The organism is Flavobacterium sp. 120, assembly GCF_003633605.1.
Classification (GTDB): domain Bacteria; phylum Bacteroidota; class Bacteroidia; order Flavobacteriales; family Flavobacteriaceae; genus Flavobacterium; species Flavobacterium algoritolerans.
This window is the reverse complement of record NZ_RBKZ01000001.1, coordinates 2,099,187-2,116,201: the sequence shown is the minus strand read 5'-3', so window position 1 is coordinate 2,116,201 and position 17,015 is coordinate 2,099,187. Positions and strand designations below refer to the sequence as shown.

Sequence of the window (17,015 nt, the reverse complement as noted above, 5' to 3'; positions counted from 1 at the left end):
TTTTGGGCAAATACAAATTTTATGAATTCTTTACTTTTGTTCTTTTGGAAAAAACTTAATATTCAAATTTAGCTAATAAATACTTATAATAAAAGCGATGCAAGAAACAAATTTATAATTAAAATTGAAGCATCTAATTCATTAAAATAAAAAATTAGACTAAACAAAACGAGGCTGTCAATTTACAGGCAGCCTTGTTTTTTATTATTTGTGTGCTATTATATTTTGAATATTCCCCCCACAGCAATAATTCTTTGAAAGAAGAAAAAGTCCTGTGATGCAGTATCTTCTGAGCTTGTTGTAGTTCGTATATCCTGCATATTGATATAACCGCCTTTAAGTTCTCCTTGAAGGTAAAAATGTTTGAAAAAAGTTATGTTCAAACCTGCTTTCAAAGAAGTTCCATAACCCGAAACATGAAAATCATCATGACGTTCTTTACCCAATAATTTTGTGTTTGTTTTTGGATATAAAAGACCAAAACCAACTCCTTCCGTTAAATTAACTTGAATTTTGTCTGTATTTCCAATTTTAAAAATAGAGGAAATATCATCGTGTCTTGAAAATTCAGTGTGTACATAATTTAAACCATCGGTATGCTCAAAAGTTAAAAATTCTTCTGTCAAAAGCACCTGATCGTTAGGTAACAATTCATCATATGATCCCGGATTAGGATAATAACCATCAATATTTACGGCCTTATCTTGTGTCATCACATATTTCATGTGGTCAACGCCTATTGCAACACTATAATGATCATTTATAAAGTACCCCAATTTTAAATTAGTTTGGGGAATAGTCATCCTTGCTGGATTCAGATAATCAACATGCCATCCTTTTGGTTTGTCATGCGCTTGTACATTATCCAGAGTAAAGTTATAGTCTTTTCCACGAAAAGTGATGTCAGATTTAGTATAACTATCTCTGTTTCCTCCCCATGAAATAAAAAATTTCCCTTTATTATGACTGGTGTATCGATCTTGTATTACTGTTTTTTCCTGTGCAATTGTAGTATTAGTAAATAGTATAATTAGGAATGCTGAAAATAAAAAAAAATGTTTCAATGAATTTGGGGCCTAAATTTAAAATGTATTTATTGTTTTTCTGATGGCAACTAACTTGGTCATTAATGATTCAAAGTAATCTAAATGCAACATATTTGCCCCATCGCTTTTTGCATTAGCAGGATCAAAATGAGTTTCTATAAAAATTCCATCCACACCTACAGCAATACCAGCTTTTGCAATGGTTTCAATCATATCTGGTCTTCCTCCAGTTACACCAGCGGTTTGGTTGGGTTGTTGCAATGAGTGTGTAACATCAAGAACAGTTGTAGCGTATTGTTGCATAGTAGGAATTCCTCTAAAATCAACAATCATGTCTTGGTAGCCAAACATTGTTCCTCTATCCGTAACCATTACGTTTTCATTATTACAATCCAATACTTTTTGAACCGCATGTTTCATGCTTTCCGGACTCATAAATTGTCCTTTTTTCAAGTTTACCACTTTTCCGGTATTGGCAGCAGCCACTACTAAATCGGTTTGGCGCACTAAAAAAGCGGGGATTTGCAGCACATCTACATATTGAGCAGCCATATCCGCATCTTCATTCGTATGAATATCAGTAACAGTAGGAACTTTAAATGTTTCAGAAACTTTTCTAAGGATTTTCAATGCTTTTTCGTCACCAATTCCTGAAAAACTGTCAATTCTAGAACGGTTAGCTTTCTTGAATGATCCCTTAAAAACGAAAGGAATTTGTAAATTATCAGTAATACCAACTAGTTTTTCGGCAATTCGCATTGCCATTTCTTCACCTTCAATGGCACAAGGACCAGCTAGCAGAAAGAAATTACCACTGTCAGTATATTTAATTTGTGGAATATGTTGTAGGTTCATAATATGAATTTTTTAAAGATGCAAAGGTAGTTATGATTTGCGATTTACTATTTATGATTTGCAAATAATTTCTTGGATTAACGTTTTATTAGGAGCTTTTTCCCGCTGTACGTTGCAATCTCCCGAAAAAACGGTAGGATTTCTCCCGACGCTTCGAGACCATCAGGGCTAGGGGATTGGTTTGCAAGGATATTTTGGGATTCTAAAGCTATTATTTTTTCAATGAAAGTCCCACAGGAACCATCAATATTCCTTTTTCGTAAATGTTCACGTATAGCGTAACGGGTTTTTTCTGACCTTCCCACTTTACTTCATAAACATCCAAAAAACCGGCACCTAATTCGCTTCTTTTTGTTGGAAACGGACAACAGTTTTCTAATTTCGTATAGGTTATGGCTTCTCCATTCGGTCCGGCAAGAGCATTAAAAAAACGTTGCTGGTTGATGGTTTCATTTTTGGTGTTGTTAAAGAAAATATTGATGGGATAATCTTTGTCATAGCCATATTTTTTGTCTTTACTGTACTCAGTAATCACAAAAGTATTGTCTTTTGAAAGAGTAAGGTTTGGCGCGTTATCATCGGTGTTTTTCAAAGTAGATTGTGTAGTTGAGCAGGAAGCCATTCCGATTAGTAAAGCAATAAAAAAGATTGATTTGTTCATGTTCAGTGTAAATTTATCAGGTGAAATTTATATAGCAATTACAATACCATGTAATTTAAATAATACAAATATAAACAGAACTTTAGACCTTAATGCGAGTTCCCGTAATAATTTGGATTAGCACTTTTTAACCGAATGTCGCATTTCTTCCAAAATCTCGTAAAATGCTTCTTATCTTTGCACAAAAAAACAATATGGATATTATTTTTCAAACATGGTCCTGGTATATTTCTGGGTTTTTGATTGGTATGATTATGCTTTCTTTGATTTATTTCGGGAAGTCTTTCGGGATGTCTTCTAATTTACGCTCGCTCTGTTCAATGGCTGGTTTAGGAAAACGAGTAGCCTTTTTTGATTTTGATTGGAAAGCACAACGCTGGAATTTAGTAGTCGTTCTTGGAGCTATGTTAGGCGGTTTTGTTGCCGTTCATTTTATGGGAGATGCTTCAAATGTGGCTATTAATCCTAAAACAATTACTCAATTAGCACAACTTGGTATTGAAGCTCCAAACGGAAAACTAATGCCGGATGCTCTTTTTGGGATATTTATTTTAGAATCTCCAAAAAGTATTTTTATACTGCTTATTGGTGGCGTTTTGATAGGTTTTGGTTCTCGTTATGCTGGTGGTTGCACATCAGGACATGCTATTTCAGGTTTGAGTAATTTACAAATTCCTTCTTTGAAAGCGGTTATAGGGTTTTTCATTGGTGGATTGATAATGGCGCATTTTTTATTGCCATTAATTGTAAAATAAGAATTGTAAGGCAATCAGAATGAACTTAACATTAAAAGCAAAAGCATGAAAAATATAATAAAATATCTGTTGGTTGGATTTGTTTTCGGAATTGTACTGACTAAATCTGAAGCAGTTTCTTGGTATCGCATTTATGAAATGTTCCAATTTCAGTCATTTCACATGTACGGAATTATTACTGTGGCTATCTTGACAGGAATTATTGGTATTCAAATCATAAAACGAAACAATATAAAAGACATCAAAGGAGAATCGATTGAAATTCCGGATAAAGAAAAAGGATCTGCTCGCTACTGGATTGGCGGTTTATTTTTTGGATTGGGTTGGGCATTGGTTGGTTCTTGCCCGGGTCCTATATTTATTTTGCTTGGAGCCGGTTTTTGGACCGTTCTGATAGTGCTTTTCGGAGCTCTCTTGGGAACTTATTTATATGGATTATTAAAAAATAAATTACCTCATTAATCGAAATACATCGGTTATCAAAGTAGCATTCTCTTATGAAAATGCTACTTTTTTTTGTTTAATTTTAAAATACCGGTAACAATCAAGTATTGTGCGGTTAAGTAGGTTGCCATAATCAGGAATGAGCTGTATTGCAACGGAGTATAGAATTTGTCAAACGCCAAAATACTATCTGAAGCTACAAAAATAATAGCGCCAATTAAAATATAGATGTTGGCAGGTTTTTGCCAGTTTAAAAAGCCTTTCAATGCAAATAACAGCATAATTGAAATAGTCAAGGCATAAACAAAAACAGGAATTTTTAAGTCTCCCAGACTTGGCAGTAAAATCAACATCATTACTATTAAATAAAAGGCAATTCCTGTAACTCCTACCCAGAAAATGATTTTACTTTTCTTTAAATAAATCTTTAATTGTTTGCTGAACAGTATGATATAGGAAATATGTGATAGAAGAAAAGCAATCAATCCTGCTATAAAATACAATTCTCCTTTGTCAGCAAACATCAAAATAATATCGCCTATCCATGACAAAGTCAAAGCCGTTAAAAGAATTTTTTTGGTAACAAACCTTTCATGAAAATAAACCGCGAGAATTAGAAATGGCAATAAGTAGGGTTTCAAAAACCAAACTGTATTTTCATTCCCAAATAATAGAAACGAAAGATAAAAAAGACTAAATCCAATAAAACTCTTTAATATTATATCGCTTTTCATATGTTGTTTTTAAGATTGAGCTACAATCATTGTTTCTTTTTCAAAATTACTGCTGACAAAATAAATAGTTACTATCAATGACAAAATGAGATAGCTTAGCATGACGTAACTCGCAAAAGGAAATAGCTGATTCATGCCAAACCAATCACCAAAATAGAAAATTAGTCCAATTCCAAATGCAAAACGCATGCTTTCCCAGAATATAGAACTTTTACGGGTATCCATTAATTCTGTGTAACTATAAACGGTCAGGAAGATGAATGCACCGTAAATAAATACATTTGGTAAACCTATCTGAGCAATAGAATTATAGAGGTAACTAATGAGTAATAAGGTGATAATAGCTTGAAAAAGGGACCAATACATCAATTTTTTAGAATGTTGAACGCCGTATTTTTCAAAATCATAAACATTGGTAATTTTGGTTACGGGATATTCTTCTTCAAAATTTTCTGGACGCCAGCCTGTTGGTTTAAACCAAATTGTGAATTTGTCTTTCCAGTTTTCGGCGCGCCAAGCATCTGTAATCAATAACCATAAATGCTGAAAATTAATCCGAATGGGATTCCAGGTTCTTGCTGGTCGTGTGATTCCAAAAACGGGTGGAACAGTTTCTAATTCTGCTTGAAAAGTACCAAACAATTTATCCCAAATGATGAATATTTGAGAATGGTTTTTATCCATGTATTCTGGGTTGATGGCATGATGCACTCTATGATGTGATGGCGAAACCAGTATGTTTTCCAGAAAACCAATTTTCTTAATATGCTTCGTATGATACCAGAATTGCAAAAATAAATGAATAGGAAGCGTTATTGCAATCACTTTGGAAGGAACTCCTAAAAGAGCGGCCGGTATCAATAAAAAGGTAAACAGATTCACAAAACTGGATATCGGTTGGCGAAGTGCGCAGGCCAAATTAAATTCTTCACTACTGTGATGAATGGCATGTTTGTTCCATAAAAAATTAATTTGATGAGACAAACGATGACTCCAATAACCATAAAAATCAATAGCTATAAATCCAATAAAATAAGTTAGAAAGCTTGCTTGAAGATTAAATAAAGCTATTTTAGAGACAATCCAGTCGTAAGAAACCAGTGTTATGCTGAGTCCTAAAACATCTTTTAAGGAATTAACCATTCCAGAACTTACGCTCGAAACAGAATCCATGTTTGGTGCAGTGTCTTCCCCTTTGTAATGCCCGTATATTTTTTCGATAATAATTAATATCAAAAAAATAGGCATTACAAAAACTAAAATTTTACCATATTCTTCCATAAAAACACTTTTTTTTATTCAAATATAGAATAAAAGAGAATGTTTTTGAATTATTCACAGTAATTTATTTTTCAAAGGGAAGTTTAACTATTCTTAAATTATCTCCGCATTTAATCCTGCTTCTAATAATTGAGTGCATTGTGGTTTTAATTTTTCGTAAGGACCCGTTTTTACGGTACACTTCCCATTATAATGTACAATTAATGAACATTGTTCCGCTTGTTCCGGAGTGTGATCACAAACGCGAATCAATGTTTCAATAACGTGGTCAAAAGTATTTACATCATCATTGTAAACTACTATTTCATTATCTAAACTAATTGATTCCTTTACACTTACTCTTTCTCTTACTTTTTCTTTAGTACTCATTTTGTAGGTTTTTGTACTTTCGTAATTAATAAAAAAAATATTACCACTAATTTACATATTTTAAAGACACCCAATTGTTTCTTTCAAATTTTTTAACATACGTTAATCCTTTTTCAGTACAAGAAGCATCTATAAATGGTATGTCTTCCTGATAGAAACCGCTTAAAAGTAGTGTTCCATTAGGATTCAAACTGTTTACATAACTTTGCATATCGTTCAACAAAATATTTCTGTTGATATTGGCAATAATCAAATCGTATTTTTTGCCTTCCAGTAATGCTGCCTCACCTTCATAAACTGTAATGTGTTTACAATTATTGCGTTGTGCATTTTCTATAGAATTCAAATAACACCAGTTATCAATATCAATTGCGTCAATTGGTTGCGCACCTTTCATCTCGGCAAGTATTGCTAAAATGGCTGTTCCGCATCCCATATCAAGGGTTTTCATTCCGGTAACATCTATTTCTAATAAATGCTGAATCATCATGTGTGTCGTTTCATGGTGACCAGTTCCAAAACTCATTTTTGGTTCAATTACAATATCAAATTCGGCATCCGTTTTTGGGTGAAAAGGCGCACGTACATGACAATTTCCATCAACATCTATTGCTTCAAAATTCTTTTCCCATTCCTCATTCCAGTTTACTTGCTCGATTTCTTCAAATGTATAATCGATTGTAAATTCCTCAGATTGTAAAATATGAATGTCATCAAGAATCATTTCATCCCATAAATCCTTTTGTACAAAAGCAGAAATACCCGTTTCAGTTTCTGTAAAACTCTCAAATGCTCTTTCTCCTAATTCTGCGATTAATATTTCAGAACCTAATTGCTTCGCCTGTTCGCTACTGCTCGAGTCTTTAGGCTCAATAGTAAAATGATACCCAATATAAATGTTTGACATGCTTATTTTTTTTGCAAAGGTAGTAATCACTATTTAAACGGCATTTGTAAATCAAATTTTATTTTACATTTGCACAACAAACACATAACAACTACATGAAAAAGATTATTTTATTTTTTGTTATTCTTTCTGGTATTTTAGGGAATGCTCAAGAGAATATTAAACAAAGTAAACAGGATAATGACCTGAAATTATCAGCTCTTCCATATTATAGTTTTGGTAAAGGAATTGGAATTACTTCTCCAGATAGTTTATATCAGTTGAATATTCGTTTTCGAATGCAAAACAGGGTAACGTATACCGAAAATGAAGGTGAAGATGGCGTTTATGACGGACAAATCAGACGTTTGCGCTTGCGATTTGATGGATATGTTGGAAGTCCAAAGTTTTTATACGCAGTTCAACTGTCATTTGCCCCGGGCGATGTGGGCGAAATTCAAGAAGGAGAAAATATCAATATTATTCGTGATGCGGTAGTTTTTTATAGACCTAATAAGCATTGGAATATCAGTTTTGGACAAACTAAATTGCCAGGAAATCGTCAGCGTGTGAATTCATCAGGAGGATTACAATTAACTGATAGGTCTATCAATAATGCCAGATTTACAATCGATAGGGATTTTGGTTTTCAAGTTCATAATATGAATGAATTCAAAGATAAATTTTCTTATAATTTAAAAACAGCTATATCCACAGGTGAAGGGCGTAACATTACAGGAAATGCTGATGCTGGAGTTGCTGTAACCGGAAAAGTGGAGTTGTTGCCTTTTGGTTCATTTTCTAAAGATGGAACTTATTTTGAAGGAGATATTGTAAGAGAGAAAAAACCAAAATTGATGCTTTCTGGAGCTTTTCAGCAAAATAATCATGCCAAAAGAGTCCAAGGGCAATTAGGAAACGATTTGTTTGAAGAACGTACTATGAAATCAGTTATGCTTGATGCTATGTTGAAATATAATGGCTGGGCCGCGATGTCAAGTTACATGTCTAGAACGACTTCAAGAAATGCTGTTACTGTAAATCCGGATGATATTTCACAATCTAATTATGCTTATGTAGGGAACGGATTTGATCATCAGTTGAGTTATAATTTTCCTTCAAACTATGAAATTATTGGTCGATATTCCACTCAAAAAGTAGGAGAGGATATTAGGACTTTGGCTCCAAATTCTAAACAATATACTGTTGGTGTAACCAAGTATATTTGGGAGCATACTTTTAAATTACAAAGCGAATTGACTTTTGATACTTTAAATTATTTTGACGGCAGAACCAAGAATAATTGGTATTTGCGTTTTCAGGTAGAAATAGGAATTTAAAAAAAAGCGGTGAAATAAATCACCGCTTTTTTTTGTGAAGTTTAATTATAAAATTTAGATAGCATTTACAATTGCTAGAAAATCATCTGCTTTTAGGGCAGCACCACCAATAAGACCACCGTCTACATCTGGTTTTGAGAATATTTCTTTAGCGTTTTCAGGTTTTACACTTCCGCCATAAAGGATAGATACGTTTTCAGCGATTTCACTTCCAAAAGCTTTACGAACTGTTTCTCTGATAAATTCATGCATTTCTTGTGCTTGTTCCGGTGAAGCTGTTTCTCCAGTTCCAATTGCCCAAACTGGCTCGTAGGCCAAAACAATACTGTCCCAGTCTTTTGATTCAATATGAAATAAACCATCTCGCAATTGGTTTTCTACCACATTAAAATGATTTTTTGATTGACGGTCTTTTAATTCTTCTCCGAAGCAAAAAATAACCATCATATCATGTTCTAAAGCTGTATTTACTTTATTAGCAATCAAAGCATCCGATTCATGAAAAATAGCTCTGCGTTCTGAGTGTCCCAGAATTACAATATCAACACCAACACTTTTTAACATATCAGCTGAAATTTCGCCTGTAAAAGCACCGCTTTCTGCTTGATGTACGTTTTGTGCAGCAACATCGATATTAGTAAACTCCAAATGATCTACAGCAGAAGCCAAGTTTACAAATGTTGGAGCTACAATTACTTGTGCTTTTGCGTCAGTTGGTATTTTTGCTATTAATTCATTCAATAAATCTTCAGTTTGCTCTGCATTTTTATGCATTTTCCAGTTTCCGGCAACAATCTTCTTTCTCATTTTAGTCGTATTATATTTAGTTTTTGGTTATGTTTTTCAATATTGCAATGAATTATTTTAAATTTTTAAGCGTTTCATTGATTTTATCAAAATCAGTTTCTATGGCTCGGTATAAAACAATTTTTCCGTTTTTATCAACAACGATGTATCTTGGAATCCAATCCACATCAACGGCTTTTGCAAATACCCCTTTCATTTGGTCATTTGCCATGAAATGATCCCCTTTCAATTCGTGTTTTTCGATTCCGGCTTTCCATTTATCGGCAGTTTTATCCATTGAAATAAATAAGTAACCAACATCAGGATTATTAGCTTGTAATTCTTTTAGTTTTGGCATTGCTTTCACGCAATCCCCACACCAGGAAGCCCAAACTTCTATTACCAGGGTTTTCCCTTTGTGTTTTTGTAAAATGTCCTTAAAAGCAACTTGACTTCCATCAGTGGCTAAAAGGGTTTCAGATAAAGCTTCTTTGGAGAATTTAGTTTTTTGCGCATTTGATGTGCAAGACAATGTTACAACCGCAATAAGTAATACTATTATTTTTTTCATTATAGAAATGTTTTTAAACAAAGTTAAACAAACAATTTGAATGCGTTATACGGATTAAGAAATTTTGAAAGCATTATTCGAAAATGATAAAGCAATATCGTTATAGTTTAAAAATAATGGAATGATTTTGATTCACTGATTTATTTAGAAAGCATTTATTATTCTTTTAAAGTAAAAAGTCGTAAAGTTTCCTGTTTCGGACTTTACGACTTTAAAGTTTTATAGTTTATTTAGAATTTTAAATCTGCAATATCATTGTGATGAACCTTTTGTTTTATTGTTCCTTTTTCAATTAGTACAATACTTGGATTGGCTCTTTCGATTGTTTTTACAGTTATAGCATCGCAAAAATAGAAATCAAATGTTAATCCGAATTGTTTTTTTGCAGCAGCTATTTCTTCTGGTGAAGAAGCTGTCATTGCAACTACTTTATATCCTTTAGCTTTAGCATCCTGACTCAGTTTTTCTAATTTTGCCATTCCACTGTGATCGGCTTTAACCAAATCGTAAGCTGTAATCAACATCAATTTTGGTTCTTCTAAAAATTCATCTTTGTAATCTGAACCGTCTTTTTCCATTGTAAAATCATGAATAGGAGGAACGTAACCTTCTGTGATAACTTTGTCTTTTCGGTCTACAAATACGGCACCTTCAGGAATTGACATCAAATCTTTTTCGGTAAACTCTTTATCGACACCACCAACTTTGTAAATAAAGACCATTTCTACCACTGACTTTTCTGCTCCATCAGGGATTCGCATTCCTTTTTGAATATTATTCCCTACTTTATAAGGTCTGAAATCGATTAATGGCAAATGGTTTAAAACCCAAACTCCCATAAGTGACGATAAAACGATACTGGCGTAAATAACTATGTTTTGTACGTTATTGCTAAACAACGGTTTTACCAATTTTTGATTAAAAAATAATATCAGAATAAAGAAAAGCAAAACGATATCCTTTGTGAAAGATTGCCAAGGCGTCAGTTTCAAAGCGTCTCCAAAACAACCACAGTCTTTTACCACATTAAAATAAGCGGAATAAAAAGTCAGGAAAGTAAACAGTACAATCAAGATTAATAAACTCCAGATAGTGAATTTGGTTTTGTAACCAATGAGCAACATAATACCTAAAACCACCTCAAGAATTACTAAAAATAAAGCAATTCCTAGTGCAAACGGAACGAAAAAGGGCATGTTGAAAACGGGTTCACTGAAATATTCAGCCAGTTTGTATGAAAACCCGATTGGGTCATTCAGTTTAATTAATCCGGAGATAATGAATAGGATTCCAACGAAAATTCTAGAAAATTGAGTAATTATATTTTTCATATGAAGATAATATTTGTTTTTTTAGTGGAATATGATATGGCCATTCTTGATTCCAGTTTGTGATTTTGGAATCCTGGCGATTTCATTTTTAGTTATTACTTTTTATTATTTATTTCCAAAACCCATTAGAATCAAGGCAAAAATCGAATAATTAATCATATCCTGATAATTTGCATCGATTCCTTCAGAAACTAATGTTTTTCCTTTGTTGTCTTCAATTTGTTTGACACGAAGTAGTTTTTGTAAAATCAAATCCGTTAGTGAACTCACACGCATGTCGCGCCAAGCTTCACCGTAATCATGATTTTTATCTTCCATTAAATCTTTGGTCAGTTTAACTTTGGCATCGTATAATTCGGTTGCTTTTGCAACTTCTAAATCGGGTTGGTCAGCAACACCTAATTCCAATTGAATCAACGCCATGATAGAATAATTGATAATTCCGATGAATTCACCTGTTTCATCTTCATCAATTTTGCGGACTTCATTTTCTTGTAAACTTCTAATTCTTTGGGCTTTTATATAGATTTGATCGGTCAACGAAGGCAGTCTTAAAATTCGCCAAGCACATCCGTAATCTTTCATTTTATTGATAAACAGCGTACGACAAGTCGCAATCACAGTATCGTATTCTTTTGAAGTATTCTTCATTATTGGTGTATATTTGTATTCAAATTTTTTCAAAAATAAGATAATTTTTTTGAATGTAGAATTTTGAAGTCTTTAAAACTGTAAACGAATGGCTATTAACTGCAAAGGAATACTTGTTGACTTATCAACTCCCAAAGTTATGGGGATTTTGAATGTGACGCCCAACTCTTTTTTTGATGGTGGAAAGTATAAGAATGAAACCGAAATCCTTTCGCAAGTCGAAAAAATGGTACTTGAAGGAGCCACTTTTATAGATATTGGTGCTTATTCCAGTAAACCAAGTGCAGAATTTGTCTCGGAACAAGAAGAAATTGCGAGAATTGTTCCTGTTGTAGATTTGATTTTAAAGCATTTTCCAGAAACGATAATCTCGATTGATACCTTTAGAAGTGAAGTAGCAAAAGCTTCGATTGAAAGTGGTGCAGCAATCATCAACGATATTGCAGCAGGAAATCTGGACGAAAAAATGTTTGAGATAATTGCAAAATATAATGTTCCGTATATTATGATGCACATGCGAGGAAATCCTCAAACGATGCAAACACTCACGGATTACGATGATATTGTAAAAGAAATGTTGTTCTATTTTTCTGAAAAAGTTGCCAAGGCCAGAAGTTTTGGCATCAATGATTTGATTATCGATCCGGGCTTTGGCTTTGCCAAAACAACAGATCAAAATTATGAAGTTTTCCAGAAAATGGAATTGTTAAATATGTTGGAACTCCCACTTCTTGTTGGAATTTCAAGAAAATCGATGATTTATAAAACCCTTGGTACTACAATAGAAAATGCGTTAAATGGAACGACGGTTTTGAATGCTTTGGCATTGACCAAAGGAGCAAAAATCCTTCGTGTTCACGATGTAAAAGAAGCCATGGAATGCGTTACTTTATTCAATAAAATTAATTTATAAAAATGAAATATTTTACTCTGATTGTTCTTTTTACTTTGTTTTCTTGTGGGAACAAAGAGGATATTTTATTGCCAAAAGCCAATACAACAATTGTCAAAAATGTAGATGATCTTTCTCCAATCTATATTTTTTTTAGAACAAAAGGAAAAGATACATTAGCAGAAGTAAACCGTAAAAACAGTATTATTTCTACTAATTGGATTCTAAATGTTGACAAACGTTTACCGTTACGACTTGCCATTCCGGAAATCATGAAGTTGCAGGAGAAAAAGCGTACTGAGAAAGCACACAAGAATGAAAAGGCCGAAAATTATTATTCCTACGCAGATACGATTGGTAAAAATCTCGCTTTTATTCCTTTTACCAATGTGTATTACAAACTGGAAAAACCTAAGTCAATAGTTGTCTTTTTTGCCAAAAACAATGAAATTTTAGTAGATAATGTTGTGATGAAAAGAGAAGAATTATTAACGTATTTAAATAAATTACCAAGTAACACCTCAAACCAATATGTTTTTTGCTTTGATAAAAACCTAACTTTTGGAGGTTACATTCAAAATAAAATTTTTATTGAAAGTTTAAAAGTAGAAATGAAAAGTACTCAAGAATTTATTTACTAAACTTCAAACAGAACAATTATTGATGATGATAGGGTTCATTTCTTAAAATCGTAAAGCCACGATACAATTGTTCGATAAAAAACAACCGCACCATTTGATGCGAAAAAGTCATTAAAGACAGCGATATTTTTCCTTGCGCTTTGGCATAAACCGTTTCCGAAAAGCCATAAGGACCACCAATTACGAAAACCAAAGTTTTTACTCCAGAGTTCATTTTCTTTTGTAATTCCTCTGAAAAACCTAGACTGGAAAAATTTTTTCCGTTTTCGTCCAATAAAATAAGTTGGTCTGTTGGTGTAATTTTCGCCAAAATCAATTCGCCTTCTTTCTCTTTTTGTTGACTTTCAGATAAGTTTTTTACGTTCTTGATATCAGGAATGATATCTAAATCGAACTTGATATAAAAAGACAATCGCTTAGTATAATCGTCTATTAAAGATTGTAAGGCTTTGTTATCAGTTTTACCGATAGCAATCAATTTGATGTTCATTTTTGTTGAATTTCAGAGGCGCAAAGATAGAAAATTGACATTGTATTTGATTGAAGAAAAAGCTATTTAAGATTGTTTATTTAGAATTTTTGATGAATTTTTTCTTTAACTTTTACACAATTAGCTGAAGTAATAGTTCTTAGTATTTATTCAGTAAGCTCTTTTGGAAATCTGTCAAGAACTAAATTTAGCTGAATGTTGTGTTCCAAGTAGGCTTTTAAACCCGCTAAAACTAATGTAAATCCTTCTGTAGAATCCCGTATTTGTGAGATAATTTTTTCTATTTCTCCATGAAATCCGGTATTAACGATGCTTACAAAAGTTCCAACTTCTCCTAAATTTTTAAATGTCCATTCCACCGTTGAAATTTCATCGTGGTTTCCCCATTCAATCACAATTTTTTTATTCAGCTCTACGGTTTTAGCGTTAACCACAATAGAATGGTTGTACATTTCCCAAGTCCATTCTGTTTCTTTTCCTTCTTCAAGTTTTCCGGAGCTTTTAGTGAACCAAAATTTAGTCGTGATTTCGGGATTTATAAATGCTTGAAAAACAAGTTCAATGGGTTTTCTAATTAACATTTCGGCTTTTGCGAAGTATTTGGTTTCCATAGCCATAATCTTTATTTTCAAACGGATTTATATCAATTTTGCATGAATGCTTTTGTAATTCAAATTATGATTTAGGCAATGGTGCACCCACAGCAATATCACATCGGTGATTGGCTTGACCATGTGGTGGATTCATTCCTTCTGGAGTTGGTGTCGTAGCAACTGGTGTTGCAGTAGTTACAGTGGATGTAGGAACGGGTTGATTCTGTTGCTGGATAGCTGTTTTGTTTGTAGTTGCGGCTGGCGGAGAATTCAATGGAGCACCTACAGGAATATCACAACGGTGCGATGGCTGACCGTGCGCTGGATTCATTCCGGCAGCTACAGGACCGGAGGTAGCCACTGCATTATTTGGGTTTATAGTATTTGTAGTTTGTTGTACCTGAGTTGCCGTCGAAGTTTCGCTCTTCATTTGTTTACCAACTTCAGTAAAGGGAACTACATTTGTAGGAGTTGCGGTATTTTGTGGTTCAACTTCTTTTTTGCAAGAAGTCAATAGTATCGAGGATACAAAAAGAAGGCTTAAAAAAGATTTCATAATCAGCGTTTTAGTTACTAGTTCAAATATAAGATTTTAAATAATACACCACAGTATAAAAGAATTGATTTTATTGGATGAAAATATCAGAATAGGTGTTAAATTAATAGTACCGATATTCTTATCTTAATTAAAATGTAATACTCTGTTAAAACACATTGATTTACCTCTTTTTTTCAAAGAACCAAGCATACATATTTTCAAATCCACAAAATAAATCTTACTTTAGCATTCCATAAATTTCCTATAAAATGATTAGCGACATACAGTTTAAAAACGAGTTAGACATACTAATACAAAATGCCATTCGGGAAGATGTAGGTCCTGGCGATTACAGTTCTTTAGCTTGTATTCCAGCTACAGCAAATGGAAAAGCGAAGTTGCTTGTAAAAGAAGATGGCATAATTGCAGGTGTGGCTTTTGCCAAAATGATTTTTGAATATGTAGACCCTAATTTGAAAATAGAAACTTTTATCGAGGATGGTACTCCAGTAAAAAAAGGAGATGTTGTTTTTCATGTTTCGGGGAGTTCACAATCCATTTTGAAGTCGGAACGTGTCGTTTTGAATTCAATGCAGAGAATGTCAGCCATTGCCACTAAAACCAAGGAATACGTTCGTTTATTAGAAGGAACCAAAACTAAAATTCTCGACACGCGTAAAACCACTCCGGGATTCAGAGCTTGTGAGAAATGGGCGGTGAAAATTGGCGGAGGCGAAAACCATCGTTTTGCTTTGTATGACATGATTATGCTCAAAGACAATCACAACGATTTTGCCGGCGGAATTACTTTGGCTATAGCCAAAACCAAAGCTTTCTTAAAAGAAAATAATCTGGATTTAAAAATTATTGTCGAAGCCAGAAACTTGGATGAAATCAAAGAAATACTGGAAAGTGAAGGTGTTTTTAGAATTTTAATAGACAATTTTAATTATGACGATACTAAAAAAGCAGTAGCTTTGATTGGCGATAAATGCCAAACAGAATCTTCGGGAAATATTAACGAAAACACCATTCGCCATTATGCTGAATGTGGTGTAGATTATATTTCATCAGGAGCATTGACACATTCTATTTATAACATGGATTTGAGCTTAAAAGCGATATGAGTAAAGAAATAGAAGTTAAATTACAAAGAATTCCAATAGTACGGAATCTGGTTAATGTGCTAAAAAAGATCGAGCTTCCTTGGTTACAAGGATTGTCGTTATATGATTTGTTGGAATTATACGGCTTAGGAATTGTCGAAAGTGCTTTGACATATCATGCCAGTGCGATTGCATTTAGTTTCTTCATGGCTTTATTTCCTTTTGCGCTGTTCATTTTAAATCTTATTCCATACATTCCTATTGAAGGTTTTCAAGATGATTTTTTACTGTTTGTGAAGGAAGGTGTACCGCCCAATACGTACGATGCTATTTATAAAATCATCAATGATATTCTTAATAACAGTCACTCAGGATTAGTATCTTACGGGTTTTTATTGTCTATTTTGTTGATGGCAAATGGTTTAAACGGAATCCTTGGCGGATTTGAATCGTCCCGTCATGTTCTCATAAAAAGAGGGTTTATCAGGCAATATTTAGTGGCTTTGGGAATGTCCTTATTGTTATCCTTTTTATTGATTGTAACTGTGGCGACAATAGTAGTTTTTGAAGTTTTTATTCAAAAAACAATACTGAGTGATCAAATTGCGTTAATTGTTTTAGGAAGATATGCATTTGTAATTTTAATGATTTTAGGAACCACATCTATACTTTTCAAGTTTGGTACAAAACACGATAAAAACAGAGCATTTATATCGATAGGGTCCGTATTCACTACCATATTGATTCTTTTGGATTCGTATGCTTTTGGAATATGGGTCATAAAGTTTTCTAAGTACAATGAATTATATGGGTCGATAGGAACATTGTTGATTTTGATGTTTTACATTTGGATTAACTGCATGATATTGCTGTTGGGTTTCGAATTGAATGCTACAGTAAATAAATTGAAAGCAAAAAAAGAATGATTTTTTAAATCAAAATAGTTTCAAAATTAGGAGCTATTTCCTGCTATTCGTTACAATCTGTCATTGCGAGGAAGAAGCAATGACAGGATTTCCACTTTTATCAGGGCTAAAAAAGGACA

At 33.2% G+C, this 17,015-nt stretch carries 21 protein-coding genes; 7 read left to right on the top strand and 14 right to left on the bottom strand.

Annotated elements, in window-relative coordinates:
- Positions 1 to 218: 218 nt before the first annotated feature.
- The 3 genes from C8C87_RS09095 to C8C87_RS09085 form a co-directional block, all read right to left on the bottom strand.
- The gene (locus C8C87_RS09095) at positions 219 to 1,064 is read right to left on the bottom strand and encodes an autotransporter domain-containing protein (RefSeq protein ID WP_121342375.1); all 846 of its coding nucleotides are present in this window, start codon (positions 1,062 to 1,064) and stop codon (positions 219 to 221) included.
- An 18-nt stretch (positions 1,065 to 1,082) separates the two neighbouring features.
- Positions 1,083 to 1,901 (bottom strand): 3-deoxy-8-phosphooctulonate synthase, encoded by an 819-nt coding sequence (gene kdsA, locus C8C87_RS09090; protein ID WP_099715060.1) that lies wholly within the window; start codon positions 1,899 to 1,901, stop codon positions 1,083 to 1,085.
- A gap of 211 nt (positions 1,902 to 2,112) precedes the next feature.
- On the bottom strand, positions 2,113 to 2,562 hold the full coding sequence (locus C8C87_RS09085) for a 2-dehydro-3-deoxyphosphooctonate aldolase (RefSeq protein WP_121342374.1): 450 nt from the start codon (positions 2,560 to 2,562) through the stop codon (positions 2,113 to 2,115).
- Between the two features lie 194 nt (positions 2,563 to 2,756).
- Between C8C87_RS09085 and C8C87_RS09080 the strand changes: the two genes are divergently transcribed.
- Together C8C87_RS09080 and C8C87_RS09075 are read left to right on the top strand one after the other, a co-directional pair.
- Positions 2,757 to 3,317, top strand: coding sequence for a YeeE/YedE family protein (locus C8C87_RS09080; RefSeq protein WP_121343337.1), 561 nt, complete (start codon positions 2,757 to 2,759; stop codon positions 3,315 to 3,317).
- 45 nt (positions 3,318 to 3,362) lie between these two features.
- Positions 3,363 to 3,779: a DUF6691 family protein gene (locus tag C8C87_RS09075; RefSeq protein ID WP_099715066.1), complete on the top strand. Its 417-nt coding sequence runs from the start codon at positions 3,363 to 3,365 to the stop codon at positions 3,777 to 3,779.
- 44 nt (positions 3,780 to 3,823) lie between these two features.
- Here C8C87_RS09075 and C8C87_RS09070 read toward each other — a convergent pair whose 3' ends face one another.
- The 4 genes from C8C87_RS09070 to prmA all read right to left on the bottom strand — a co-directional run bounded on the left by C8C87_RS09070 (position 3,824) and on the right by prmA (position 7,052).
- Positions 3,824 to 4,495, bottom strand: coding sequence for a lysoplasmalogenase (locus C8C87_RS09070; protein WP_121342373.1), 672 nt, complete (start codon positions 4,493 to 4,495; stop codon positions 3,824 to 3,826).
- 9 nt (positions 4,496 to 4,504) lie between these two features.
- Positions 4,505 to 5,776 (bottom strand): sterol desaturase family protein, encoded by a 1,272-nt coding sequence (locus C8C87_RS09065; RefSeq protein WP_121342372.1) that lies wholly within the window; start codon positions 5,774 to 5,776, stop codon positions 4,505 to 4,507.
- A gap of 93 nt (positions 5,777 to 5,869) precedes the next feature.
- Complete coding sequence (locus C8C87_RS09060; protein ID WP_099715072.1) at positions 5,870 to 6,145, bottom strand: ATP-dependent Clp protease adaptor ClpS; 276 nt, start codon at positions 6,143 to 6,145, stop codon at positions 5,870 to 5,872.
- Positions 6,146 to 6,191: 46 nt separating this feature from the next.
- The gene (prmA, locus tag C8C87_RS09055; protein WP_121342371.1) at positions 6,192 to 7,052 is read right to left on the bottom strand and encodes a 50S ribosomal protein L11 methyltransferase; all 861 of its coding nucleotides are present in this window, start codon (positions 7,050 to 7,052) and stop codon (positions 6,192 to 6,194) included.
- A gap of 95 nt (positions 7,053 to 7,147) precedes the next feature.
- Between prmA and C8C87_RS09050 the strand changes: the two genes are divergently transcribed.
- Positions 7,148 to 8,371: a porin gene (locus tag C8C87_RS09050; protein ID WP_121342370.1), complete on the top strand. Its 1,224-nt coding sequence runs from the start codon at positions 7,148 to 7,150 to the stop codon at positions 8,369 to 8,371.
- Between the two features lie 54 nt (positions 8,372 to 8,425).
- On the opposite strand, the gene tpiA is transcribed toward C8C87_RS09050, so the two are convergent.
- The 4 genes from tpiA to C8C87_RS09030 all read right to left on the bottom strand — a co-directional run bounded on the left by tpiA (position 8,426) and on the right by C8C87_RS09030 (position 11,710).
- Positions 8,426 to 9,178, bottom strand: a complete 753-nt coding sequence (tpiA, locus tag C8C87_RS09045; RefSeq protein WP_099715077.1) for a triose-phosphate isomerase — start codon at positions 9,176 to 9,178, stop codon at positions 8,426 to 8,428.
- A gap of 52 nt (positions 9,179 to 9,230) precedes the next feature.
- Positions 9,231 to 9,728, bottom strand: coding sequence for a TlpA disulfide reductase family protein (locus tag C8C87_RS09040; RefSeq protein WP_099715078.1), 498 nt, complete (start codon positions 9,726 to 9,728; stop codon positions 9,231 to 9,233).
- Positions 9,729 to 9,958: 230 nt separating this feature from the next.
- The gene (locus tag C8C87_RS09035) at positions 9,959 to 11,059 is read right to left on the bottom strand and encodes a BT_3928 family protein (protein WP_099715079.1); all 1,101 of its coding nucleotides are present in this window, start codon (positions 11,057 to 11,059) and stop codon (positions 9,959 to 9,961) included.
- A 105-nt stretch (positions 11,060 to 11,164) separates the two neighbouring features.
- Entirely contained in the window at positions 11,165 to 11,710 is a 546-nt protein-coding gene (locus tag C8C87_RS09030) for a DUF1599 domain-containing protein (protein WP_099715080.1), read from the bottom strand.
- 88 nt (positions 11,711 to 11,798) lie between these two features.
- On the opposite strand from C8C87_RS09030, the gene folP reads away from it, so the two are divergent.
- Both folP and C8C87_RS09020 read left to right on the top strand, forming a co-directional pair.
- Positions 11,799 to 12,623, top strand: a complete 825-nt coding sequence (gene folP / locus C8C87_RS09025; RefSeq protein ID WP_121342369.1) for a dihydropteroate synthase — start codon at positions 11,799 to 11,801, stop codon at positions 12,621 to 12,623.
- 2 nt (positions 12,624 to 12,625) lie between these two features.
- The gene (locus tag C8C87_RS09020; protein ID WP_121342368.1) at positions 12,626 to 13,243 is read left to right on the top strand and encodes a hypothetical protein; all 618 of its coding nucleotides are present in this window, start codon (positions 12,626 to 12,628) and stop codon (positions 13,241 to 13,243) included.
- Positions 13,244 to 13,259: 16 nt separating this feature from the next.
- Here C8C87_RS09020 and rlmH read toward each other — a convergent pair whose 3' ends face one another.
- From rlmH to C8C87_RS09005, 3 genes are all read right to left on the bottom strand, one after another.
- Positions 13,260 to 13,733, bottom strand: coding sequence for a 23S rRNA (pseudouridine(1915)-N(3))-methyltransferase RlmH (gene rlmH / locus C8C87_RS09015; RefSeq protein ID WP_121342367.1), 474 nt, complete (start codon positions 13,731 to 13,733; stop codon positions 13,260 to 13,262).
- Positions 13,734 to 13,879: 146 nt separating this feature from the next.
- Positions 13,880 to 14,344 (bottom strand): SRPBCC family protein, encoded by a 465-nt coding sequence (locus C8C87_RS09010; RefSeq protein ID WP_199716376.1) that lies wholly within the window; start codon positions 14,342 to 14,344, stop codon positions 13,880 to 13,882.
- A 64-nt stretch (positions 14,345 to 14,408) separates the two neighbouring features.
- A complete protein-coding gene (locus C8C87_RS09005) occupies positions 14,409 to 14,882 on the bottom strand; it encodes a hypothetical protein (RefSeq protein WP_121342365.1) in 474 nt (157 codons plus the stop codon).
- Between the two features lie 251 nt (positions 14,883 to 15,133).
- Between C8C87_RS09005 and nadC the strand changes: the two genes are divergently transcribed.
- Positions 15,134 to 15,991: a carboxylating nicotinate-nucleotide diphosphorylase gene (gene nadC, locus C8C87_RS09000; RefSeq protein WP_121342364.1), complete on the top strand. Its 858-nt coding sequence runs from the start codon at positions 15,134 to 15,136 to the stop codon at positions 15,989 to 15,991.
- A complete protein-coding gene (locus tag C8C87_RS08995) occupies positions 15,988 to 16,896 on the top strand; it encodes a YihY/virulence factor BrkB family protein (RefSeq protein ID WP_099715086.1) in 909 nt (302 codons plus the stop codon). The genes nadC and C8C87_RS08995 overlap by 4 nt, the downstream gene beginning before the upstream one ends.
- The last annotated feature ends 119 nt before the right edge of the window (positions 16,897 to 17,015 follow it).